The sequence below is a fragment of the Bacillus cereus group sp. BfR-BA-01430 genome (genome assembly GCF_022663115.1).
GTDB lineage: Bacteria > Bacillota > Bacilli > Bacillales > Bacillaceae_G > Bacillus_A > Bacillus_A cereus_BD.
Genome location: NZ_JAKUEW010000001.1, coordinates 113,965 through 139,999 on the forward strand (window position 1 = coordinate 113,965; position 26,035 = coordinate 139,999).

A 26,035-nucleotide genomic window follows, 5' to 3' on the forward strand; every position below is an offset into this window, starting at 1 on the left:
GATATGATAACTTAATGAGATAAAGTGAACCTACTGTAAATAAAGGGGTTTTTGTTTCTCGTTAGAACAGAGTACAAAAATTTTTGCTTAGTAGTGCTCTTTATAAATAGGACACTGTTGTCTTCCTATTCTATAAGAAGAGCATGTAGTGATTTTGTATACTTTATGATGAAGCCATATAGATTTGGAATATATAGAAAGAAAAGAGACGGAAAATGAATAAAAAGTTTGTAAAGGGAGCAGCGATTTTAACCATCACAACCTTTTTATCGAAGATATTAGGAAGCTTCTTTCAAATACCGTTACAAAATATTGCGGGAGATGAGGTTTTAGGAATTTTTCGCCTTATTTTTCCAGTATATATGATTGCTTTAACATTATCGGTAGCGGGAGTTCCTTTAGCAATATCTAAATTGGTTGCAGAGCTGCATGAAAAGAATGATCAAGAAGGGATAGCAAAATTATTTACTTCCGCTTCGATCATAGGCATGATATGTGGAACATTGGGATTTAGTGTGATTATGATATGGTCTCGTGAGATTGCCGATATGCTTGGAGGACAAGAGACTAGACTTCCGTTAATGATTACATCATTTGCGCTTTTGATTGCACCATATATGGCGGTATACCGTGGTTACTTTCAAGGGTTTGGTGATATGGTACCAACGGGTTCATCGCAAGTAATTGAACAATTTGTTCGCGTCTTTTTTATGCTAATCATTGCCTATATATTGGTTATCTTAAACAAAAGTAGTAGTGTTGTAACTGGCGGAGCCATGATTGGGTCGTTTCTTGGTGTTCTTTGTTCACTGTTTTATTTGAGATGGATTTATATAAAAAGTCCATATCGCTATAAAAGTAAAATATACGCATTTCAAGATTTCAAGAGGGATGGAAAAAGGATATTACGTGTATCGATTCCAATTGCAGTCGGTGCATTATCTATGCCTCTTTTAAATTTGATTGATTCGGTAACCATTCCAAACGTATTACACGAGTCGTCAGCAACCATTCAAGAACAGTTTGGTATATATAGTCGTGGGTTTGCATTTATGCAGTTAATTGCTGTTTTTTCCAGTGCAATTGTATTTCCACTCATTCCGTTATTAACATCAGCGTTAACAAAAAAAGATATACAGTTAGCAAAGATGACTGTGCAGCGCACCAATCAATTAGCACATATGATAACCATGCCACTTACAATATGGTTGATTGCCTTAACAGTTCCTTTGAATATTGGATTATTTACAGATGCGAAAGGAAGCAGCATGTTAGCTGTAATGATTGGAAGTTCGTATTTCTCATCATTTATGGTATTATCAATAGGGATTTTGCAAGGAATTAATCGATCGATGCAAGCTGCATGGATTGTGATTAGTGTAAGTTGTTTGAAAGTATTTTTTAACATGGTGCTTGTGAATAAATTTGGAATAGATGGAGCGGCATATAGTACGTTTATCACATATATGACAATCTGTGTTATAAATTATTTTTATATTCGAAAATACCTTGCATATTCTATTTCAATAATACGTTTTTTATCTGTTATAATGATATCTTGTATATTTGGAGCAGGGGTGTATGAGCTAACGAATATCGTTAATGTAACAAATTCACGATTCCTTGCATTACTATTTAGTTTTCTAGTACTTGGTATTGTTTCATTTTTATATATAATCTGTGCTTTGAAATTAGGATGGATGAAAAGAGAACAAATTTCATTTTTACGTAAGTGAATATAGTACGGGATTGTCTAATTTTTTGATATCTGATGTGAAATGTTAATAATTTGGAATTAGATGGTTTGTTTTGTTACAGAACATCCATGAGTGTTTAAGTATATAGTCTTACGTTATCAAACCTTTTTAGATGAGGAGTTGATGGCAATTTGTTCAAGTATAAAAAGAGTTGATTGCGGAATGTTGGAGGAGATTAAGAGTGCGGTTAGTTTTATCGGGATATTATGGTTTTTATAATGTGGGGGACGAAGCGATTTTGCAGTCAATTATTAAAGCGTTGTATGAAGAGGAGCCAACTCTTGAACTTGTTGTACTTTCAAATGACCCTGATTATACGAGAAAAATGTACGGTGTAGAAGCAGTAAATAGATGGGATATAAAAGCCATTTATCGAGAGATAAAAAAAAGTGATGGATTAATTAGTGGCGGAGGTAGCTTGCTACAAGATAAGACAAGCGTGAAAAGCATCTTATATTATACTGGCATTATGCGTTTAGCGCGCTTTTTGAAGAAACCGTATTATATTTACGCACAAGGAATTGGCCCCATTACAAAGAGACAGAATCGTTTGTTAGTCAAGTGGCATGTGTCGAAGGCAGAATATGTATCAGTTCGTGATGAAGATTCTTTTTTATATTTAAAAGAAATTGGTGTCAAAAAAGACATTGAGCTTGTCCCAGATCCAGTATTAGCATGTCAGCCTGAAGGGAAATCGAATTGGTTACAAAAACAGTCTGTACAAGGAAAAGTCGTGGCTGTTAGTGTACGATATTGGAATGCAAAAGAAGATTATATGAGAAAGTTAGCAGAAACATTAAAGAAGCTAAAGAGAGAAGGATATCATATTCTTTTTGTACCTATGCATGGCCCTTTTGATCAAAGCGCATCGAGAGATATTATTAATTTAATGGGGGAGGAAGCTCATATGCTTCCCTATCAAATGGATATTTATGAGAAAATATCTATTTTATCAGAGTGTTCGCTTTTAATTGGGATGCGTCTTCATGCCCTGATCTTATCTGCTGTTGCAAATACGCCAATGATTGGCATTTCATACGATCCGAAAATCGATTCCTTTTTACAACAAGTAAATCAGCCTATTATTGGAAATGTAGATGGAGATTGGACTGCTGAAACACTATACAACATGGCAACAAAACAGCTACAGCAAAAAGAAAATGTACAGTATGGATTGGTACAGCGAGTAAGCGAATTACGTCTACAAATCTCAAAGGCATCAAAATACATTATTCAAGATTTAAAAAAAAGAGAGGGTCTTAAAAGCGAGAGACAATCGAGCTTTTAGAGGAGACCCTCTTTTTGCTATTTGTAGATAGGAAGAAAGGGCTACGGGATTGTTTATCTTGTTGTTTTAGAGTCGGAATACAAGGGTGTTAATCAGTAGAGGTACAGAAAATAATCACTGATTAAAGGTTCATTTACGTGAAAGAATAATTGGAAATAAAAGTGAAAAAACAAAAAAGTTACCTGCTTTTTTGTTTTTTTTTGAACAAAACACGAAACATGTCGAAAAGTATCTGTAATTTTTGTCGAACAATGTCATAATATCTTTATAATTAAATGTTGCAATCCGTAACATATCTTTGTTATAATGCCATATAGATATATTTGGAATATTTGAATGGAATTTTAAATGCAGTTCTTGATATATCTTCTAAATAAGGAGATAAATAAATATGATTAACTAGTAACACCATTTTTTGTCGTATTTTAATGTTGAAAAATGTTTAAAAAAGTCCAGAAATGGTGTATTATGTATGTGGGTCATATTTTGGTAATTCAGTTCTTATTTTCCTTATTAAGATTTTTTTACCACAATGATTTCTACCAATTTCGTAAAATATGAAATTGGTATTATATTCCTAAAGGAGGAAATACATAAAAATGGCAAAGAATAACTCTTACAAAAAAATCGTTGCTGGAACAATGACAGCTGCAATGGTAGCAGGTGTAGTAACTCCAGCTGCAGCAGCAGGAAAAACATTCCCAGACGTACCGGCATGGGCTGCTGACTCTGTTAACTACTTAGTAGAAAAAGGTGCAATTAACGGTAAACCAGATGGAACTTTCGCTCCAACTGAAAATATTGATCGTGCTTCAGCTGCAAAAATCATGGCAGTTACTTTAGGTTTAGAAATTGATAAAGAAGCAAAACCATCTTTCAAAGATGCACAAGACAGCTGGGCAGCTCCATATATCGCTGCAGTTGAAAAAGCAGGCGTAATCGTTGGTGACGGTAGCGGCTTATTCAATCCAAATGACCAAATCACGCGTGCTTCTATGGCATCTATGCTTGTAAAAGCTTACGAATTAGAAGCTCCTAACGCAGAAACAAAATTTGCTGACCTTAAAGATCATTGGGGTGCAAAATATGCTAACGTACTAGTAGCATTAGGAATTTCTAACGGAACTGACAATGGTTGGGCTCCTGATAAAGCTGTAACTCGTGCAGAAGCAGCTCAATTTATTGCTAAAACTGATGCAAAACATGCTCCAGCAAAAGAAGCAAAAATCGCATCTGTAACTGCAACTTCTACAACTACTTTAGAGCTTAAAGGTGAAGGCCTACAAACTTTAAAAGCTGAAGAACTTTCTGTAGAAGGTAACAAAGTAGCTTCAATCACTCCATCTATTAGTGGTAAAACTGCGAAAGTTACTTTAGAAGGTAAATTAGCTCCTAACAAAGAGTACACTTTAAAAGCAAACATTAAAGGTGAAACAAAAGAATTTAAATTCGCATATGCTTATAAAGTAGAAACTGTAGCTGTAAATAACACTACTGTTGATAATGACACAAAAGGTCAAAAAGTAACAATTAACGTGAATGGTGCAGCTGCTGATTTAGATGCTTTAAAAGCTGCTGGATACACAGTTGAGTTCTTAGCATTAGATGCTGATAACAACAAAGCTGAAGTATTTGAAGATACAACAACTGGTGAATTAAAAGCTAATTTAGATGCATTTAATGACAAAAACCTTAAAGTACAAGTTACAGTAACAAAAGGTTCAACAGTTGTTACTTCTGAACTTGGAACATTAAAAGTAAGAAACTTAGAAGCTGTTACAACAGCAATTAACTCTTACGAATTAACAAACCCAGCTATTGCTGGTAAACAAAACAGCACAACACTTGTAGTTGGAGAAAAAGCTTTCTTCAATAAATTAGAAGTAACATCTGCTGGTGAAAAACTTACAATTGGGGATAAAGACGCAACTGCAACTCCTGATAAAGTAAAAGTTGAATCTTCAAACCCAGCTGTAATTTCTGTTAAAAATGGTGAATTAACAGCTAATACGCCAGGTACAGCAACGGTTACACTTACTTACGGAGATGTTAAGAAAAACGTAACATTTACTGTAAAAAATGATGCGCGTAAAGTAGCAAAAGTAACAACAGCTAAAAACTCAGTAAAAGTAATTAAAGGTAATACAGAAACTGTAGAAGTAACTGCATATGACCAATACGGTGATTTAGCAAACGGCAAAACATTTAATGTAAATCTTCCAAAACAAGTAACTGGTGCTGCAACAGCAACTACAGACCAAGAAGGTAAGGCAACAGTTACTGTAACTGGCGCAGAAGTTGGTAATGGAACTGTTTACATTAAAGATAAGAAGAAAAATGTATTAGGTTCATTTAACGTAAACGTAACAGAAGTGAATAACGTTGGTTCTAAGAAATTAGAAATCGTTAAAGATGAAAATGATGATACACAATCAGCTGATGCAACATTAGATATTAACAACGATAACAAAGTAATTTATCAATTAAAAAAATACACAACTGAAAATGTATCTAATGGCACTGAATCTTTAAACGGATACACAGTGAAGTATAATGCAGACGTTGTAACAATTGGTGCTAATGCAGAAGGTGAACAATCTCAAGCAATTAATGCAGACAACCTTGTAATTACTGCTAAAAAAGCTGGTTCTACAGATGTAGCAGTATACGATCAAGCTGGTAAATTTGTAACAAAAGTAAAAATTACAGTTGTTAAAGAAGAAGTAAAAATTACGGATGTTAAATTTAAATCAGTTCCAACAATTAACTACATCGGTAAAACTATCTCAGCAACAGAAGTATTTGATATGACAGATGTAGCTGACAATAAAGATCGTATTGTAAAAGGTATTACGCTTTCTAAACCAAATGCACATCCAATTCGTGTTGAAAATAGTGGTGTAGTATATATCGATAAAGATGGAAATGGTCATAAAGATGAAAAAGAAGTTGTACTTGGTTCAATCGAAGGCGCTGTAACATCTGATTCAGAGAATCTAACATTTGGTGCTACAATCTTTGATGGTGCTACTACTGCTGAGAAATCAAAAGGAACAGTTATCTTCAAAGTATTAGATAACAATAACAAAATCATTAAGTCTACATCTGTAAGCGTTAATGTGAAGTAATTTTTTCATAACGGACCTGTGAAGCATAGCTTCACAGGTTTTTTTAATCTAGTTTTATATTTTTGTATATTGATATATTAAGGAGAAAGTGCAATGACAAAAAATAAATCATATAATAAAGTAGTTGCCGGTACAATGGCAACAGCAATGGTAGCAGGTGTTGTAACACCAGTAGCGGCGGCAGGAAAAACATTCCCAGATGTACCGTCATGGGCTGCAAACTCTGTTAACTACTTAGTAGAAAAAGGTGCGATCAACGGTAAACCAGATGGAACTTTCGCTCCAACTGAAAATATTGACCGTGCTTCAGCTGCAAAAATTATGGCAATTAGTTTAGGGTTAGAAATTGATAAAGAAGCAAAACCATCTTTCAAAGATGCACAAGACAACTGGGCAACTCCATACATCGCTGCAGTTGAAAAAGCAGGCGTAATCGTTGGTGACGGTAGCGGCTTATTCAAACCAAATGACAAAATCACGCGTGCTGCTATGGCATCTATGCTTGTAAAAGCTTATAAGTTAGAGGGGAAAGTTGCAAATCCAGAAACGAAATTCCATGATTTAGAAGATCATTGGGGTGCACACTACGCTAACATTTTAGTTGCGTTAGAAATTTCTAACGGAACTGATAATGGCTGGGCTCCTGATAAAGATGTAACGCGTGCAGAAGCTGCGAAATTTATTGCGGTAACAGATATGAAATATGGTAAAAAACAAGAAAAAGAAGCAAAAGTAGAAGCTGTAAATGTATTAAATGCGAAACAAGTAGAAGTGAAATTTACACAGTCAGTTGATGTTCAAACAGTGGCAAAAGAAAATGAAACATTAAAAGATACAGTTGTATTTAGTGCGATTGGCGATGCAAAAGCAATTAATTTAGATAAGGCGAAAGCGCAATTAAGCGAAGATGGTAAAATATTAACAGTTACTGCGGGAGAAAATGAAATTTTTGTTGGTAAATATGCGACAACAATTATCGGTGTGAAAACAATTGATGGAAAAGAAGTAACTTCACATGCTAGTTTCTTTACATCAAATGATACAACACGTCCAGTTGTATCAGGTGTAGACTATACAGATAACAATACAGCAAAAATTAAATTCTCTGAGCCCTTAAAAGAACTTGGAACAGTAACAACTGACAATCAAAATGTAACAAGTGAAGATGTGAAATTTAAAGCAGGTAACGATTTCGCTACAATAGACTTATCAAAAGTAACAGGTGAGGGCACAGTTCCTGTAAAAGTTACACTTGTTGGTACGAAAGACTTTACAGGCAACTTCATTACACCAAATCCAGCTCAAGTAACGGTAGAAAAGAAAGAAGATAAAGTTGCTCCTGAAGTCAAAGGAGTTCAAGTTATTTCAGATACGCAAATAAAAGTAACATACTCTGAAAAAATTAAAGCGGCTACTGTGAAAATTAATGGAAATACAGTAACGGGAACACCAGATGCAGAAGGGCTTGTGTATACATATACAGCAAACTTTAAAGATGGTGTGAACAAACTTGATATTACTAGCTTAACTGATTTAGTTGGAAATACAGGGAAAAGCTACTCAAAACAATTTGTTGTATCAACGGATAAAGTAGCGCCAACTGTAGTAAATAATAAAATTGTTACAGAACATGGAAAAGAAGTTCTAGTTGTAACATACTCTGAACCAGTAACAGTAAGTAATCGTGAGGCACAGCGTTTCCATGGAACTTTTATGAAAGATTACGTAACAGCTGATGGTTCTTTCATGGCGACACCAGTTGTTGATAGTAAAGATAACAAAGTTGTGAAGATTCCTGTAACAGAAGCGTCAAAAGGAAATTGGACGATTACATTACCAAAAGGATTTGTAACGGATCAATCACAAGCGAAAAACCAAAGCCCAGAAAAAAGCATTGAATTTGTACGTGCTGGTGATGAGGTAGCACCAACAAAACTTACAACGAGTGTAAGTGAAAATAAAAACGTCATTACTGTAACATTCAATGGTAAAGTAGACGGGGCAACAGCAATCAAAGCTGAAAACTATAAATTAGAAGGTGCTGCAGTTGAGAAAGCAGTATTAAAATCAAATGAAGAAAAAGCTGCGGCTGTTGAGTTAACGCTAAAAGAAGGATCTGTGAAAGCGACAGGAGACTACCAATTAACGGTGTCAGGAATTAAATCAGCGGCAGGTGTTGATGTAGATAAAGTAACAAAATCTGTACAATTAGATGAAAATATTGCTCCAGTTATGCAAAAAGTAGAATTAGTGAACGGACAAGAAATTGTATTAACATTCAGTGAAAATTTACTTCCAGCATCTGTTGTAGAGAAAAACCCAGTAGCTGATTATGCAGTATTCATTGAAGGTGTGCAAATTGATGCAGCAAAAGTAACAGAAGCAATGGGAGAAAAGAATAATCAAATTAAGCTTACTTTAACAGACGAATTAAATAGTGATCAATTAGCAAAAGCAATTACAATTAAACCAACGGACCATTATGAAGTATTAGATCTAGTTGGCAATAAAGCAGCTACATTTGAGAAATTTAATGTTGCAAAGGTAATTAAATAATAGAATTAGAGTTTCTTTCTAGTAAATAGAAAAAGAGTTTGTCGAGAAGACAAGCTCTTTTTTCTTTGTCGGTACACGTGTATTCATGTATATTTCAGAAAATAAGTGAAGAAAATTGTCGTTCATCATATATGAGAATAAGTGTTATTTTTTGTGTTAAGATTTTGTAAACTTTAAAGCGATTTTTATCGAATAAAATTGAAATAAAATAGAAAATGTCGATAAAAAAGTGTTGTGGAATATAAAGTATGAATATCGATTTTTTTGAAATAATTTTCATGAAACAAATCGCATATTTTTTTCTTGCAATTTCAAGAAAATATACGATTAGAATGAGAATTGGATTTTTAAGCTATATATTAAAATAAAGAAAGGTAAAATTTATTATAAAATAATATCAATAATTAATAGAAAAATCAGAATGTGTCGAACTTTCTTTTGAGAAAAATCATTGAAAAAAAATATATAAGTGTAGTACTATAAACATGTTTCAACAAAATGGTAAAAGGAGCTAAATTTTCCACTTCGTTTTAGTTAAGTAATATGGCAATTTATTGAATCAATCATTGTACAAGAGAATACTCATCATTTTGTTTGGAATTATGTTGTTTAATAGATTGTAGATAGCTAGTTTTCAAATTACATACGATGAAACTAGTAGGATAATCTCAAAGGGGGAAATAGACGGGATGGAAAAGAATAATTCTTACAAAAAGTTAATCGCAGGTACAATGACAGCTGCAATGGTAGCTAGTGTTGTATCACCAGTTGCAGCGGCAGAGAAAACGTTCCCAGATGTTCCAGCAGATCATTGGGCTGCTGAGTCTATCGAGTATTTAGTAGATAAAGGTGCAGTTAATGGATTACCAGATGGTACATTTGGTCTTACGCAAAATGTGGACCGTGCATCGGCAGCAAAAGTTTTTGCCTTACTATTAAATTTACCAATCGATGAAAATGCAAAACCATCTTTTAAAGATGCGAAAGATAGTTGGGCAGCAAAATATATTGCAGCTGCTGAAAAAGCTGGTGTGATTCAAGGGGATGGAAAGGAAAACTTCTATCCAAACAGTAAAATTGACCGTGCATCTATGGCGTCTATGGTTGTAAAAGCTTACGGCTTAAAAGATAAAGTAAATGGACCATTAGTAACGAAGTTTGACGACTTAAGAAATCATTGGGGTGAAGAATATGCAAATATCCTAATTCACTTAGGTTTGTCAAAAGGGACTGGTAATGGCTGGGAACCATATAAATCGGTAACACGTGCAGAAGCAGTTCATTTTATTGCACAAGCAGATCAGAAATATGCAAAACCAGATAATAGCATTGCAAACGTCACAGAAGTTAAAGTTTCTGAACCTACAAAATTGACATTAACAGGTACAGGTTTAAATAATCTTTCAGCTGATGATGTGACTCTTGAAGGTGACAAAGCGACTGGAATTCAGGCAAATGAAACTGGTACATCAGCAACGGTAACGCTTGGTGGAAAAGTAGCGCCAAATAAAGAACTTACTGTGAAAGTAAAAGATCAAACATTCAAAGTGAAATTTGTATATGAGGTTACGAAATTATCTGTAGAAGAGCTAATATTTGATGATGATCGTGCTGGTCAATCAATCGCTTTCAAGTTAAATGATGAAAAAAGTAACGCAGATGTTGAGTATTTAAATTTATCTGGCCATGAAGTGAAATTTGTAGCAAATAAAACAGATGGTACGCCAGCGAACATCTTTGAAGGTGGCTCTGCTACTTCAACTACAGGTAAACTTGGTGTTGGTATTCCAAAAGGTGAGTATAAGGTAGAAGTACAAGTTACGAAAAAAGGCGGCTTAACAGTATCTAATACTGGGAAAATCAAAGTGAAAAACCTTGATGCACAAGCTTCAGCGATTAAAAATGTTGTAGTTGCAGTAGATAAAGACCAAAATGGTGTTGTTTACGGTGGTACACTTACAGGGAGCGACTTTGCATTAAATAGTAAAACGTTAGTCGTTGGTGAAAAAGCTGCTCTTCACAATGTTGTTGCTACAATTGCTGGTGAAGATAAAGTAGTAGATCCACTTTCTGTTAGTGTAACATCTTCCAATCCTGGTGTTTTATCTGTTGTAAATAACCATATTACAGCAGAGGCAAGCGGCAAGGCAACACTTACTATTAAAGTAGGCGATACAACAAAAACAATTGATTTTACGGTATCTACTGATTCACGTAAGCTTAAGACTGTGAAAGCAAACCCAGATCAATTACAAGTTGTTCAAGGTAAAACATTGCCAGTGACTGTTGTAACAACTGACCAATATGGAGATCCATATGGTGCAGAACTTGGGGAAGTTAAACCGTTTATTCCGCAAACTGGTGTTGTAGTAGCGAAAGATGTAGAATTTGCCACAACTGATTCTGGATCAATTGGTAAAAAAGTTCTAAATATTACCGGAAAAAATGTTGGGAAAGGAACAATTCATTTCCAAAATGGTAACCGTGATACATTAGGTTCATTATTTGTAAATGTAACAGAAGGTAACCTCGCTTTCAGAAACTTAGAGCTTGTTTCAAAAGTTGGTCAATATGGCGAATCACCAAATACAACGCTTGATTTAAATGTTTCAAATACAGTAGAATATCAGTTATCTAGATACACTTCAGAACATGTGTATTCTGATGCGGAAAATTTAGATGGATATGCAGTAGAATCGAAAAATACGAATGTATTTGATGCTAAGATTGTTGGTAATAAAATTGTTGTAACAGGTAAAGCACCTGGTAAAGCGGATATTTTATTGACGAAAAATGGTGCAACTGCTGGTAAAGCAACAATTGAAGTAGTTCAAGAAGTAATTAGTATTGATTCTGTTAACTTCAAACCTGTACAAACAGAAAACTTTGTGAATAAGAAAATTAATATCGGTACTGTATTAGATGTTGTTCCAAGTAATTCTGATGATATTTTATCAGGTGTTAATTTAACAAAAGAAACACAACATAAAGTACGCGTTGTCAAATCTGGAGATAACCAAGGTAAAGTGTATCTTGATAGAAATGGAAACTCTCGTTTTGACGGCTTTGATGTACCACTTGGTTATGTAACTGTTTCAGCAACAAGCGATTCTAAATTTACTAACTTTAGTACAGATATTTACAATACTTTAACAACAACAGCTACAGATAAAGGTACACTTGTATTCAAAGTATTAAAAGATAAAGATAACCCAACAACTGAGTATGGTTCTAAATCTGTAACAGTAAATGTTCTAAACAATCCAAATCTATAATTGAAAAAAATGGAGCAGCCCCTTCTTAAAATAGAAGGGGCTGCTCCATTTTTTTACGATTTAAACTTATACATTTCACCACTTAAATTGGAGTCGCTATATACGAATAAGACCATGTTAATATTGTTATCTTTTATATATTGGTAGACATCTTTTTCGTGATAGTGACGTAAGTCTAGTATCGATGTATGTTTAAAGTTTTGAGCGAAGTGCGGTATGATCGCATTTGCAAATGAGTCTTTTAAAATTAAAATGCGGGTATTGTTTGGTGCATCATGATTTTCAAAGATAATTTCCGGATAATCGTTTGTGTAATACCCTGCATATGATGTTGTGTCCTTCTGTTTTTCTGTGCCATATAGTTCATCTAGTGAATGATAGATTGTGCCATTTGCATCTTTGATCGTAACACTTGTGAAGTGGAAGCCATCTTTTGGTGTGTAATAGCATAGTTTTTCTCCTGTTGCATCGATGAGCTGATACAATTGGTTATTAAAGCTACCAACGAGACGTTTGTTGTTTGCACATACTCGCGTGTAATCTTCTCGTTTCACTTCTTTCCATATATATATAGAAGATTCTTGCTTTATCGTATTCATAATATATTGGTAGCCTAGAAATGCACCATCCATATTCCAGTGATGATCTGTTTTAAAATACATATCTTGTATTTCTTTTTGTGTATACTGCTTCTGGAAATATTCCATTATTTTAATTGGTTTTACATCCGCTGGAAGGTGATTCAAAAAGTATTGTAAATTTTCCTTCGCATATGTTTGAATGTGAGAAGGTAATTTAAATGATAATGCGTTCGTTTTAGACGGCGGCAGTGCAAAGTAAAACTCAATGTTTTGTTCTTTTAGAAACTGAGACAATTCTTGAATCCTTGGCATTGACTCGTCAATTTCTTTATATTTTGTTGTCCATGCCGGATTTTTTAAGAGCCATTTATCATCGGTAAGAATGATATCGTTAATGAGAGACTTGTCCATTTTGATTTGGGCAAGTGTATAGGTTTTTATGAGCTCATCTCGGCCAACTAATTGATCGTTTGTATATGCTTCGAAATCTTTAAAGAAATTGCCCGACACAATCGATTCTTTTGTCAGAGCAGGTTTTTGAGCAAGTTGGCGATTTTCAACAGGTGAAATCGCACGATCTGTTTTCAGAAACGATATAATTCCAAATGAAAGGATAATGGTGAGAAAACCGATGCAAAGAACAAAGTTCCCCAATTTTTTCATAATGACTTTTCCTTCCTTTATAAGTTAGAACCTAAAATAAATAAATGGATTATATGTCGAATTAACGAGATACATAATCGAAATCATAAATAATGTGAGTAATACAATGGGACGTGCAATTTGCATAGAAAATGCATACGTCTTTGGCGCAAGTTCGAGTACATTTTGAATGCGTGTTAAAATTGGTGTTGCTGCAAGGAAGGCAATGAGAAAGACAAGGCCATATTCATGTAAGTACAGCATCGTATTATCATCTGTTAGCGGATGATGAAGACCGAGCATCGATTGTAAGTATTGGAATGAGTACGCAAAATTGTCAGCACGGAAAAAGACCCATCCGATCATAACAAGTAATAATACATACATATGTTGCAGCGGTTTCCATAGTTTTTGTAACAGTTTTTCAAGGCCTGCTTTTTCAATCGAAATGATCAATCCGTAATATAATCCCCAAGCAAGGAACGTCCAACTTGCGCCATGCCATAAACCAGTGAGTCCCCAAACGATACATACATTTCGGTAATTGGCTAGTTTAGAGACGCGATTTCCTCCGAGCGGGATATATACATAATCGCGAAACCAAGAACCGAGTGTAATATGCCATCTTCTCCAAAATTCCGAAATGGATTTTGAAATGTATGGATAATGGAAGTTGCGAGGGAAATCAAATCCGAACATTTTCCCAAGTCCAATTGCCATATCAGAGTATCCGCTAAAATCGAAATAAATTTGCAGTGTATAGGCAATAATGCCAATCCATGCTGTGCCGACACTCATTTCTGAAGGAGGAAGGGCAAAAATTTGATCAGCAACAAATCCAACTTGATTGGCGATTAAAATTTTCTTTGCCAGTCCAAGGATGAAGATTTGAATGCCTTCTGTAAATTTTTCAAAAGAATGAATGCGCGTTTTAATTTGTTCCGCAACGATATTGTACCGAACGATTGGCCCAGCAATGAGCTGCGGGAAAATCGAGATATACAATGCTAAATCGAGCGGATTTTTTTGAACCTTTCCATCTTTACGGTATATATCAATGACATAAGACATTGCTTGGAACGTATAGAATGAGATTCCAATTGGTAATGGAACAGGGTCGATATGAATCGATAGGTTCAATGCTTGATTAAAAATGTCAGTAAAGAAGGAAATATACTTAAAATAAGCAAGAAGTAAAATATTTCCGATGATCGCCATAATTAAAAAGGTGATTTTCATATTTTTATGCTGTTCATAGCGATGTACGAGTAAACCGAAGCAGTAGTTTAATAGAATGGAGAAGAGCATTAAGAAAACAAAGCGCGGTTCTCCCCATGCATAAAAGATTAAACTAAATGCTAGTAATACGAAGTTCCGTAATTCAGCCCGCACAATAAAATAGAAAAATAATACTAAGGGTAAAAAGATAAATAAGAAAACAGTACTACTAAATACCAAGCTATTCTCCTCACTTTTTATGTAATACATTTATAGATGAAACCGTATTGTTTTTTTACTCTTATTTGAAAGAGTATATACCTTATTATATCGCTTTTTGCATCCATTAGATAAAGGGAATTTTCAATCAGTAGCTACTGATTATGAACTTTCATCAATTGGGCAGGGATTGTATCATGAATAAAGGGAATGGACATCAAGTATAGAAACAGATGTTCATTCCCTTTATATGTTATTCCGCTCGTAAATCAACAATTAAGTATGCAAGAATGACTACAAAGAAAATGCTAACAGATGGTGCAGTTAATACGTGACCGGACATAAAGCCGATGCCAAGCGATAAGAGAATGGTGCTAGCAAGCAGCATATATTTTACAGTCAGCATTTGTTTGAAGTTTCCAAGGAAACGGATTAGTAATCGGATTCCAAAGTATAGAAGCGGTATGAAGTAAATGAGAAAGCCAACGATTCCGAAAGCAAAGAATAGATCGTGGAAATCCATCTCGATTAACTTAATTTTTTTTGTATAATTTCCAGCGTACCCCATACCAAATAGTTTCTGTGACAAGGGTGCCTCTTTATAATATCCTTGGTATACCTTTAAGAATTTATCTCGGTCGCTATAGATTAAGCTCTTTACTTCAGAATCTGTCAGTTCACCTTGCGCATGTTTTTTCGCTTCGGCCGGGTCTTCTTTTACTACTTTTCCTTCTTTTCTTTCCTGTTCTTCTCGTACTGCTTTTTTGTATTCATATATTTGCAAATGTATGCCCATATTTTTGGCGATTGGAGTTAGCGGCGTAAGCACACCTAATCCCGCTAGTACAACGAGCGCAACAATTGTATTTACGAGCTGAGGGAATCCTTTCCCTTCCTTTTTCCGATTCATCATATATTCAATGAATGAAAAGAAAAGGGCTACGCCTAATGTAACAACAATTGCGCCATAACCAACTTTTGTTCCAACCATAATGCTTGCATACATGGCTAACAGTGTTGGAATCCAGTAGTATATTTTTGAGAATGAAGTCGTTTTATGTATCGAGTAAAGGACAACGATTGGGAACATAATTGCGAAAATAGCACTTAAGTCATTTCCGGCAAAGAACCATCCTCTTGAGCCAATCTTTGAATGCGGATAGCTCGGGAAATCCGTTCCCGTTGCCATCGATACAATCATGACAACACTTAAAATAATTGTTGTATATAAGAAATAGGTAATCAGTTTGTTGTATGTATCTGCTCGATCCTTTAATTCCTTAAAGACGATAATATATCCAAACAATAATACAAATGGATATACACTCTTTAAAATGAACTTCACTTCTTCGCTAAGTGAAACAGGTGATTTTACGATCATATTGTTGATTAGGCTAATTGCCAAAACAATTCCAAGTAAGATCAAATAAACAATATACTTTATATTGCCAGGCTTCTTTATGTGGAAAAGAAGATACCCTAGTGCAAGAAGCATAAAGGCAAAACGGACTACAACTCCGACTGTCGCACTCATGTGTAATATGTAGATTGAAAAAGATGTTAGTAAATCTAAAATGGGTTGAAACACAATGAATAGTAACAGGAAATGTGGGAAGTAGTTATCCGTTTGTTTCAACTTGTTAACCATGTTTTCCTCCATTTCTTCATTCCTTTATTGCAGCGTGAGTTTCCGCTGCTCATAAAAGCCTTTCATCTCTTGTAAGGCGAATGAATTTCGATATGATTTTGGTACATCAAACTTAAGAATACACTATTTCATTCTAATGGTAAATAGAAGAGAAGAGGTGAGGAATCTCTTTGAACTCCATTATTTTTCTTCGCGATCATTCGTTTTATACAAGAAAATATACAAAATTTGTCTATATTAGACAGAAAATTAGGAAAAAAGAAGGGTTTTGTAGCTCTTTTCTATAAGTATAGAAGTATAATCATTGGACAAGAGAGAGGGATATATAATGGAAGTAAAAAGCAAAGCAGAGTCTGTTGTTGTGAAATATGAAGGACGTGTTGCAACAGTGATGGTCAATCGTCCGGAAGTATTAAATGCGTTAGATGAGCCTACCTTAAGAGAATTACGAAAAAAATTGAAAGAAGTGGCAGAAAGTTCCGCTCACATTGTCGTATTATGCGGAAATGGCCGCGGTTTTTCCGCAGGTGGGGATATTAAATCCATGCTTTCTAGTAACGATGAAAGTAAATTTGATGACATTATGAATACAATTTCGGAAATTGTTGTTACGTTATATACAATGCCGAAGCTTGTGATTAGCGCAATTCATGGTCCAACGGCAGGCCTTGGACTAAGCATTGCGTTAACAGCGGATTATGTGCTAGCAGATATTTCCTCTATTATTGCGATGAATTTCATTGGAATTGCGCTAATTCCAGATGGCGGAGGGCATTTCTTCTTACAAAAACGACTTGGTGAAAATGTGGCCAAGCAAATCATTTGGGAAGGGAAAAAACTATCAGCAACGGAAGCGTTAGATCTCGGTTTAATTGATGAAGTAATCGGGGAAAACTTCCAAGGGGCTGTAAAACAAAAAATCAATGAGTGGTTGCAAAAACCAATTCAAGCAATGATTCAAACGAAACAAATTTTATGTGAATTCAATCGCTCAAGTCTGGAACAAACGCTAGCGCTTGAAAAGCGTGGACAATATGCAATGAGAAAAACAGCTGATCATAAAGAGGGAATTGCTGCGTTTTTAGAAAAGCGTTCCCCAATCTTTAAAGGAGAATAAAAAGGAAGAAAGTGCTAGCACATTTTAGTATAATTGTGTTAGCACTTTTTTTTAGGAGAAATAGATGAAAAACAAAAGAAAAAGTATGATGGTGATTACACTTTTCATCATTATGTATGTTATATTGCATAGCACACCAAACGTAACAATCCGAACGACAATGTTCTTATCTGGACATCCAAAGATTGCTGTGCAAGGAGACGTTCAAAAGAGAGCGAATCTTTATGAAGAGGCGATTCCTGAGTCATTGCGTGTTCTATACGGGGAAGAGAAAGATGAATATGATTCTTATCATGTATTTTCTTCAAAGAAAAAGGAAGAAGAGGAAGCTTTCGGATGCGTTTATGTAAAGAAAGTTTGGATGTTGTATAGTGCAGAGTTCAAAAGATTGTAAGGAATGAGAGGAAGGCAAAGAGACGATGGCAACATATAATAAGTTAGTAAGAGACCGTGTTCCAGAAAGGATTTTAATGTCTGGAAAAACGTATACAGCACAAACATTAACAGGGCAAGCCTACATACAAGCATTAGCGAAAATCGGAACGGAAGAACTTCGTGAATTTGCTTCGATGAAAGAGCGGGAACATGCGCTTGATTCACTTGCTGATGCATTAGAAGTTATCATTGCATTAGCAAGTGCAGAAGGGGCAACGTTCCAAGACATCGAACGCATTCGGAAACAAAAAGAAACAGAGCGCGGAGGGTTCGAAAAAGGCATCTATCTTCTTGATGTTTCTGAGGAATAGTGTAATAGAAAAAGCACAGCTGTTAGGAATGGCTGTGCTTTTCTGATGTAAAGATTCATCCTGAAAATGGCGATAGAAGTATCGATAGCGTAAGAGACTTGTAGGCAGAATAAAGATGATAATAACCAAAGTAAAAGAATTTCTCCATGTTTTTTTGTGAATTTTATAATTATCTTTTACCATAATGATGAAATTTGAAAAAAGATGTATAGAAGAGAAGTAGAGGTTTTATAAATACTTCTGTATACTGAATATTAGGGAAAAAAGAGGAGGAATGACAGTGGCACATCAAACAAAAGAAACGATGGAGCTGATCAAGCAGCTCGTTTCAATTCCAAGTCCATCTGGAAATACAGGGAAAATTATAAGCTTTATTGAAAACTATGTGAAGGAATGGAATGTAGAGACGAAACGAAATCATAAGGGAGCTCTTATTCTGACGCTAAAAGGAAAAAATGAGGCGCAGCACCGTTTAGTAACAGCACATGTCGATACGTTAGGGGCGATGGTAAAAGAAATTAAATCGGATGGTCGCCTTCGTTTATCGATGATTGGTGGATTTCGCTGGAATTCCGTGGAAGGAGAATATTGTGAGATTGAAACATCGAGCGGAAAAACGTATACCGGGACAATTTTAATGCACCAAACATCGGTTCATGTATATAAAGATGCAGGAGAAGCGAAACGTGATGAGAAAAATATTGAAGTCCGCATTGATGAGCGAGTATCTTCAGCTGATGAGGTGCGCGCATTAGGCATTGAAGTAGGAGATTTTGTTTCATTTGATCCGCGTGTGCAAATTACAGAAAGCGGATACATAAAGTCGCGTCATTTAGATGATAAAGTAAGTGTCGGTATTCTATTACAACTTATAAAACGATTACAAGATGAAAAGATGATATTACCATATACAACGCATTTCTTAATTTCTAATAATGAAGAAATTGGTTATGGGGGAAATTCCAACATTCCAGAAGAAACGGTAGAATATGTAGCGGTCGATATGGGAGCGTTAGGAGATGGACAAGCTTCAGATGAATATACGGTATCCATTTGTGCAAAAGATTCTAGCGGTCCGTATCATTATGGCTTACGCAAGCACCTAGTAGAACTTGCGAAAGAAAACAAGATTGCATATAAAGTAGACATTTATCCATATTACGGATCAGATGCTTCAGCAGCGATTCGAGCTGGATTCGATATAAAACATGCATTAATTGGAGCAGGGATTGATTCATCCCATGCGTTTGAACGTACACATGAAAGTTCAATTGCACATACAGAAGCACTTGTTTATGCATATGTGTTATCACCGATGGTAGAAGAGTAATCAATCGTTGAAAAAGGTGAGTGGTGTTTCGGTACTACTCACTTTTTTAATGCTTCAAAGGAGTATATTTTAAAAATATGTTTACTATAATATTTTAATAATGTAAACTATTATAGTTGACATATTTTAGGTGATTAGTAGAATGAATATTTTACGATGAAAATGAGAGATTTTGAGAGGAGAAGGATTGATTTATGAATTACAGAAAAGTTGTTGCGGGCATTTTGACAGCTGCGGTATTATCTTGTCCAACGAGCAGTTTGGCCGCGGGAAAAAGCTTCCCAGACGTGCCAAATTGGGCGCAAGATTCAGTGAACTATTTAGTTGAAAAGAATGTACTGGATGGAAAGCCAGATGGGACATTTGCACCGATTGAAGAGATTGACCGTGGATCGGCAGCTAAATTATTAGCAAGTGTTCTTGGATTAGATGTGAACAAAGAGGCAAAACCATCGTTTACAGATGCGCAAAATCATTGGGCAGCTCCCTATATTGCAGCAGTAGAAAAAGCTGGAGTGATTGTTGGGGACGAGAATGGGAAATTCAATCCAACAGGTAAAATCAATCGGGCTTCTATGGCGACGATGCTTGTTAAAGCTTATGCTTTAGAAGGGAGAATTATTGGGGAAATCCCAAATCAATTTGATGATATAAAAGATCACTGGGGCAGAAAAAATGTGAACATTCTAGCGGCTTTAGAGATGTCTAAAGGAAAAGGAAATGTTTGGGACCCAGAAGGTCAAGTAACGCGAGCGGAAGCAGTTCAATTGATTGCACAAACAGATATGAGAAAAGAAAATACATCTAAGAGAATGTATATGGATAGACCATTCATCACATATCATCAGCCATCCCTTTCATCTGGTATTACGTCTAATCAGCATAAACCACAAATTATTGAAGTAAAAGAACAGCGAAAAGACGGCTGGATGAAGATTGCAACAAGTACAGGTGATAAATGGACGCCATTACATGAGAAAACAGAGTATATCGGTGAGTCATTTACTACATATCAAGAAGCATCTCACAACTCTACAGTATTAGGGAAATATGAACCGCAAACCGTAACAGTTATGGAAGAAAATGGAAATTGGATTCGTATTCGTACTTATGCTGGTTTCCAATGGGTGGATAAAAATCAATTAAACCCGCCGAAACAAGCGAACTTCCTAGAAGGAAAAGCAATTATCATTGATCCAGGTCACGGTGATCCGGACCCAGGGAAAGACAGTTTATATATGGAAGAAAGTAAAATTGTGTTGGATACATCGAGACGAGTAAAGACACTGTTTGAGAAGAAAACACCACTTACTGTTTTGTTAACACGTGAAGGAGATGCAAGACCAGGAAGCAGTGCAGCGGACTCCCTAAAAAAACGAGTAGAATTTGCACAAAGAAATAAAGGGGATATCTTTGTAAGTATTCATGGTAATGCATATAACGGACAAGCTCATGGAACAGAGACATTTTATTATAACTCTAAAACAAAAAGAACAAACCCACATGTAGATGAAAGCTACATGTTAGCTCAAAAAATTCAAAAACGCCTTGTTGCGGCACTTGGAACACGCGATCGAGGTGTACAACATAAAGACTTATATGTGACCCGTGAAAATACAATGCCGGCTGTATTAACAGAACTAGCATTTGTTGATAACAAGATCGAGGGTGAAAAACTAGCTCAGCCAGAGTGGAGACAACGTGCTGCTGAAGCAATTTATGCTGGTATTTTAGATTATTATGAGTGGAAAGGCAACGACGTGTCAGCGTATCGCTAATATATAAGTTTGATAAAATAAGAGAGATTGTCTATGAATAATAGGCAGTCTCTTCTTACGATTCGTTAAGTAGTTTTTTAATCAAACTTCTTTATGAATTATCAGACTTTATTTTGAATTAATATCAATAAAAGTATAGCAAATAAAAGATGGCTCCGGTACAATGCCGGAGCCATCTTTTATTTGCTTGATTCTTAAAGGTCTTTTTATGAAACTGTCCATTTTAAAGGGGGAAAGTTCCCCTCTAACTATTCAACTTTTAATTTAATTTCTTTACCCATCATACCACCACGAGCTTTTAAAATGAATCCTTTAGCGTCTTGTGGTACATCAAATACAATCTTTCCTGTTTGAGTTAAACCAGGATTCAGTTGTTTTAAGAAAAAGTCTGATTTTCCGCCATTAGCAATATCGTAAGACGTTTGACCTTGTGTAGAATATTTAAACTCACGATCTTGATCATCAACTAATTTAAAACTGTTAGCATCAATAGTGATAGCGTCTTTTTGACCGTTTGTAATTGAGATTTCAACTACTTTAAATACACCTTGCGCTTTTTCATTCACATATTCATTACCAACAGAATCTAATGTTTCAACAGATCCTACAGCAATCTTAACTTTAGAAGATTCACCTTCTTTAGAAAGCTCCTTTTTAGGCTCATCCTTTTTTGTTTCTTGTTTTGGTTCAGTAGAAGTTGTTTTTGTTTCTTCTGTATCTTTGCCACCATTACCTGCAGCAACGATTACTACAATAACAACAATAACCCAAAACCACCATTTTTTGTAGAAAGGTTTTTTCATTTTTGTTTCCTCCGTATATTATATAAGATTTCTAGAACATAATAACAGAAACAACGATAAATTTTTGTCGGATTTTGTCGAAATAAAATTGGTGAAATTATAAATCTAGCAAATGGAAAACATTTCTTCTACAATGTACTTAAATCAGAATATTTTAGGTTTTTCTTTAATCATCCGAATGAATAAGCTAACCTGATTGCAAAAACGTTCTTTATGAGCTTCATTCAACGCCCCATACTCATTGGGTTATAATTAATCGCATAAATAATTTTGTAATATAAGGATGTTATGTTTAGAAGGGGATTCAAATTGGTTAAAAACTTACCTTTACTAATAGCTATTTTAATACTAGGTGTAAGTTCTTCTACATTTCTATTTTACAGAAACAACTTTCAGAACCTTTATCAGTCATAGAAAATGTACCGTTTCATCGCATTCGCATTTTATATTCAAATGGGTTTAAAACGCTAACAGCTGATTCAGATATGGGATATTACTACATAAATACATTTGACCATATATGTAATTCTTTGTAAAAATAATATGTATGGAAAAATTATGAATATATAGTTAACTTATGGATCGTAGTTTCCAAGAAATGATTTGGGGGGGAATTTCTTAGTTAAGTATATTAATTTTTTTTGTACGAAATTTTACAAATAAAGGGGTATTAGGAATCATGAAAGCAAAGAAATTAGTAAGTTTAGCGTTACCAGTTATGTTATTGAGTGGTTGTATTACAATTGAAACTGGCGGTAAGGAAGCTGAACCAAAGAAAGAAGACACGCAAAAGGTAGAGAAGGAGAGTAAGGCTTCTGAAAAAGAGAGTAAGTCAACTGATAGCAAGAAAGAGGATAGCTTATCTGCAACAAAAGATGAAGGTACAAACAGTAGTTCATCAAGTAGTCAACCAAGTTCTTCTTCAAGCAACTCATCTTCTTCTAGTTCTTCAACTGGTACGGTAACTGGTTCAGATGTTGAAAGATACAAGTCAGATATTATAAACAGTGCTACTCAAATTGAAGATACAATGAAATTAATTGAAGGAATAGCAGATTCAGACGTAAAGTCATACAAACAAAAGAAAAGTGAAGTACAACTGAGTTTAGGTGGAGCAAAGGCAACCACAACGAAACTGAAGAATCTACAAGCACCTCCTGCGTTACAGGAAGAACAAGCGAAGATAAAGCAGTCAATGGAACTATATGCGGATTGTTTCCAACTTCTCTTTGACGCATTAGAACAAGAAGACGAGAGTAAAATGCATCAAGCTGTATCAAAAGCAAAAGAAGGTTCAAAACTATTTGAAGAAGCAGCAAAGAGTATTGGTAATAAAACGAACTAAGGGGTATAGGGTATTGATTACGGTAGTGGCGTAAAAACTACGTTAGTACTAAAAGGTGATAAGACATTTGAGACTTATGCGAATGGTTCTTATCCGAATAAGGATAACTATTTAACAGGAACATATGAAGTGGATGTTCCATCATTCCAGTTAACATTAAAAGTAACAAAAGCAGTAAAAGACGGGCAAGAAGTAAAGCTAACAAATGATCGTGTAATGTATAAATTGCAAAACTACGATGGTAATACATTACAAATTTATCACATGGGCGATAATGTTCGTATTCGATATGTAAAACAATAAATAATGAGCAAAACACTGTGGAAACTTCTACATATTTTTTCCGCGGCTCTAAGTGTAATCAAAATAGGTGTAGCACCACACCGCTATCGAGTTAAGAAATATAAATCCTTTCAAAGCGAGAAAAATGATATCTTCGTGTAAAGATATCATTTTTTTGTTGTAAAATATGTGGTGCTCTGTTTTCTCTATTCCTACTTCAAAGTTGAGCTAGGTAGAAAGGTTTTTTTATCGTTATATCTAAATGATACGTTTCTGTAATCAATATTTAAATATTAATTAATGTTATTCATATTTACTCAAATTAATAAATGGAATACACTAATTTAGGTACTATTTTAATAAATGAGATTTTGAGAATGAGAAGATTTGAGAGGAGAAACTAGCGAATGAAATACGGAGTAATCGCAGCCGGAATTTTGGCAGCTAACTTATTTACTTATCCATTAAGTACTTCAGCAGCAGAGAAGACATTTCCAGATGTACCAAGTTGGGCACAACAATCTGTTGACTATTTAGTGGAGAAACATGCACTTGATGGAAAACCAGATGGAACCTTTTCACCATCAGAAGAAATTGACCGTGGTTCAGCTGCAAAGTTAATAGCTATGGTACTAGGTTTACAGATTAATAAAGAAGCAAAGCCGTCATTCCAGGATGCCAAACATCATTGGGCAGCCCCATATATTGCAGCAGTTGAAAAAGCTGGTGTCATTAAAGGAGATGGGAGCGGTCACTTTAACCCATCAAAAAACATTGATCGTGCTTCCATGGCATCTATGCTTGTTGAAGCTTATAAGCTAAATAATAGAATTATTGGTAATTTACCAACGCAATTTGCTGATTTAAAAGGGCATTGGGGCGAAAAACAAGCAAATACATTGGTTGCATTAGGGATTTCAAAGGGTACTGGTGACGGCTGGAAACCAAATGGTATTGTGACGCGCGCAGAAGCAGCGCAATTTATCGCACAAACGGATATGCAAAAAGCAGACACATCAAAAAGAATGTATATGAACAGATATTTCATTACATATCATCAGCCATCCTTATCCTCAGGGATTACATCAAATCAACATGTACCGCAAATGGTTGTGGTAAAAGAAGAGCGAGAAGATGGTTGGCTGAAAATTGTAACGGATAAAGGCGATAAATGGACGCCGTTACAGGAAAAGAAAGAAGCAATTCATAGCGCGTTTACTACATATCAAGAAGCGTCACACTCATCGAAAATACTAGGTACATATGCACCGCAAACAGTAACAGTTATAGAAGAAAGCGGTAGCTGGATTCGCATTCGGACAAGCTCTGGTTTTCAATGGGTCGATAAAAATCAATTAAATCCGCCAAAACAAGATAACTTCTTGGAAGGAAAGGCGATCATTATTGATCCAGGTCATGGCGGGATCGATCCAGGTCATACAGGCGTAAATATGGACGAGAGTAAAATTGTACTAGATACAGCGCTGCGTGTACAAAAATTATTTGAACAAAAAACGCCGTTTACTGTATTGTTAACACATGATACAGATGTACGACCAGGAACAGATGCAAAAGATTCTCTGAGAGAGCGAGTGGAATTTGCACAACAAAATAACGGGGATATCTTTGTAAGTATTCATGGTAACGGTTTTGACGGAACGGCTCACGGTACAGAAACTTATTACTACAGATCAGCAACACGTGCAACAAATCCATATGTAGACGATAGTCGTTTACTAGCTGAAAAAATCCAAAGTCGTCTTGTAGATGCACTTGGAACACGCGACAGAGGCGTTAAAGAAGGGGATCTATACGTAGTTCGTGAAAATACAATGCCAGCTGTATTAACAGAACTAGGATTTGTAGACAATCAAATAGAAGGTGAAAAACTATCTTCACCAGAATGGAGACAGCGTGCTGCTGAAGCAATCTACGCTGGTATTCTAGACTATTACCAAGCAAAAGGACATAACGTTTCTGCTTATCGTTAAAAAAGTGGTGCCCCCGGAGGGAGGGCACCACTTTTTTATATACTTGTTTTTTCGTTCTTAGTTTCGGCGAATTTTGTCGACCGGTCGATATTCCGTGTCGAATCGCCGATATTTTAGAAAGAATGAACAATATCGTTTTATCGGTTTATTCTAACTATTCACTTTTCTTTTGTTTTTCCGCCAGTAAATTGCGCAGTACATGTCCTCGGTAGCTTTCTAATTTCCGTCCCTCATGATAACGAATGCCTAATTTTTTCAGCTCCGCTACGTACCATCCTTTTGTGCCGTAGTACATGAAAATCACTTCCTTTTTAGCTTTTAGACAGTATAT

General features: G+C 35.3%; 17 protein-coding genes and 1 pseudogene. 13 read left to right on the forward strand and 5 right to left on the reverse strand.

Going from position 1 to position 26,035, the window contains the following annotated elements:
- Nucleotides 1–215 precede the first annotated feature (215 nt).
- The 5 genes from MR058_RS00645 to MR058_RS00665 all read left to right on the forward strand — a co-directional run bounded on the left by MR058_RS00645 (nt 216) and on the right by MR058_RS00665 (nt 12,004).
- A complete protein-coding gene (locus MR058_RS00645) occupies nt 216–1,736 on the forward strand; it encodes a putative polysaccharide biosynthesis protein (RefSeq protein WP_242141928.1) in 1,521 nt (506 codons plus the stop codon).
- Between the two features lie 202 nt (nt 1,737–1,938).
- Nucleotides 1,939–3,045, forward strand: coding sequence for a polysaccharide pyruvyl transferase CsaB (gene csaB / locus MR058_RS00650; RefSeq protein WP_242141930.1), 1,107 nt, complete (start codon nt 1,939–1,941; stop codon nt 3,043–3,045).
- Nucleotides 3,046–3,644: 599 nt separating this feature from the next.
- Nucleotides 3,645–6,173 carry an S-layer homology domain-containing protein gene (locus MR058_RS00655; protein ID WP_242141932.1) on the forward strand — a complete coding sequence of 843 codons (2,529 nt, stop codon included), beginning with the start codon at nt 3,645–3,647 and terminating at the stop codon, nt 6,171–6,173.
- 93 nt (nt 6,174–6,266) lie between these two features.
- Nucleotides 6,267–8,729, forward strand: coding sequence for an S-layer homology domain-containing protein (locus MR058_RS23230; RefSeq protein ID WP_277926658.1), 2,463 nt, complete (start codon nt 6,267–6,269; stop codon nt 8,727–8,729).
- A 689-nt stretch (nt 8,730–9,418) separates the two neighbouring features.
- Nucleotides 9,419–12,004: an S-layer homology domain-containing protein gene (locus MR058_RS00665; protein WP_242141934.1), complete on the forward strand. Its 2,586-nt coding sequence runs from the start codon at nt 9,419–9,421 to the stop codon at nt 12,002–12,004.
- 53 nt (nt 12,005–12,057) lie between these two features.
- Here the strand turns inward: MR058_RS00665 and patB1 are convergent, their stop codons facing one another.
- The 3 genes from patB1 to MR058_RS00680 form a co-directional block, all read right to left on the reverse strand.
- The gene (patB1, locus tag MR058_RS00670) at nt 12,058–13,248 is read right to left on the reverse strand and encodes a secondary cell wall polysaccharide O-acetyltransferase PatB1 (RefSeq protein WP_242141936.1); all 1,191 of its coding nucleotides are present in this window, start codon (nt 13,246–13,248) and stop codon (nt 12,058–12,060) included.
- 24 nt (nt 13,249–13,272) lie between these two features.
- The gene (locus MR058_RS00675; protein WP_242141937.1) at nt 13,273–14,685 is read right to left on the reverse strand and encodes an MBOAT family O-acyltransferase; all 1,413 of its coding nucleotides are present in this window, start codon (nt 14,683–14,685) and stop codon (nt 13,273–13,275) included.
- A gap of 232 nt (nt 14,686–14,917) precedes the next feature.
- Nucleotides 14,918–16,312, reverse strand: a complete 1,395-nt coding sequence (locus MR058_RS00680; protein WP_242141939.1) for an O-antigen ligase family protein — start codon at nt 16,310–16,312, stop codon at nt 14,918–14,920.
- A gap of 328 nt (nt 16,313–16,640) precedes the next feature.
- Here MR058_RS00680 and MR058_RS00685 point away from each other — a divergent pair, with 328 nt between their 5' ends.
- The 5 genes from MR058_RS00685 to MR058_RS00705 all read left to right on the forward strand — a co-directional run bounded on the left by MR058_RS00685 (nt 16,641) and on the right by MR058_RS00705 (nt 21,283).
- Nucleotides 16,641–17,429, forward strand: coding sequence for an enoyl-CoA hydratase (locus MR058_RS00685; RefSeq protein WP_242141941.1), 789 nt, complete (start codon nt 16,641–16,643; stop codon nt 17,427–17,429).
- 64 nt (nt 17,430–17,493) lie between these two features.
- Nucleotides 17,494–17,823, forward strand: a complete 330-nt coding sequence (locus tag MR058_RS00690; protein WP_242141943.1) for a hypothetical protein — start codon at nt 17,494–17,496, stop codon at nt 17,821–17,823.
- Between the two features lie 25 nt (nt 17,824–17,848).
- Nucleotides 17,849–18,175, forward strand: a complete 327-nt coding sequence (locus MR058_RS00695) for a nucleoside triphosphate pyrophosphohydrolase (protein ID WP_242141945.1) — start codon at nt 17,849–17,851, stop codon at nt 18,173–18,175.
- Between the two features lie 280 nt (nt 18,176–18,455).
- Nucleotides 18,456–19,505: a M42 family metallopeptidase gene (locus tag MR058_RS00700; protein ID WP_242141947.1), complete on the forward strand. Its 1,050-nt coding sequence runs from the start codon at nt 18,456–18,458 to the stop codon at nt 19,503–19,505.
- 194 nt (nt 19,506–19,699) lie between these two features.
- Nucleotides 19,700–21,283 carry an N-acetylmuramoyl-L-alanine amidase gene (locus tag MR058_RS00705; protein ID WP_242141949.1) on the forward strand — a complete coding sequence of 528 codons (1,584 nt, stop codon included), beginning with the start codon at nt 19,700–19,702 and terminating at the stop codon, nt 21,281–21,283.
- A gap of 248 nt (nt 21,284–21,531) precedes the next feature.
- Here the strand turns inward: MR058_RS00705 and MR058_RS00710 are convergent, their stop codons facing one another.
- The gene (locus MR058_RS00710) at nt 21,532–22,086 is read right to left on the reverse strand and encodes a DUF4352 domain-containing protein (protein ID WP_242141950.1); all 555 of its coding nucleotides are present in this window, start codon (nt 22,084–22,086) and stop codon (nt 21,532–21,534) included.
- A gap of 679 nt (nt 22,087–22,765) precedes the next feature.
- Here MR058_RS00710 and MR058_RS00715 point away from each other — a divergent pair.
- The 3 genes and pseudogenes from MR058_RS00715 to MR058_RS00730 all read left to right on the forward strand — a co-directional run bounded on the left by MR058_RS00715 (nt 22,766) and on the right by MR058_RS00730 (nt 25,704).
- Complete coding sequence (locus tag MR058_RS00715; RefSeq protein WP_242141952.1) at nt 22,766–23,431, forward strand: DUF7018 domain-containing (lipo)protein; 666 nt, start codon at nt 22,766–22,768, stop codon at nt 23,429–23,431.
- Between the two features lie 9 nt (nt 23,432–23,440).
- Nucleotides 23,441–23,734: pseudogene (locus tag MR058_RS23235) on the forward strand (DUF3994 domain-containing protein); the annotation flags it as partial.
- Nucleotides 23,735–24,120: 386 nt separating this feature from the next.
- Complete coding sequence (locus tag MR058_RS00730) at nt 24,121–25,704, forward strand: N-acetylmuramoyl-L-alanine amidase (RefSeq protein ID WP_242141955.1); 1,584 nt, start codon at nt 24,121–24,123, stop codon at nt 25,702–25,704.
- A 154-nt stretch (nt 25,705–25,858) separates the two neighbouring features.
- Here MR058_RS00730 and MR058_RS00735 read toward each other — a convergent pair whose 3' ends face one another.
- The gene (locus MR058_RS00735) at nt 25,859–25,999 is read right to left on the reverse strand and encodes a YflJ family protein (RefSeq protein ID WP_242141956.1); all 141 of its coding nucleotides are present in this window, start codon (nt 25,997–25,999) and stop codon (nt 25,859–25,861) included.
- Nucleotides 26,000–26,035 lie beyond the last annotated feature (36 nt).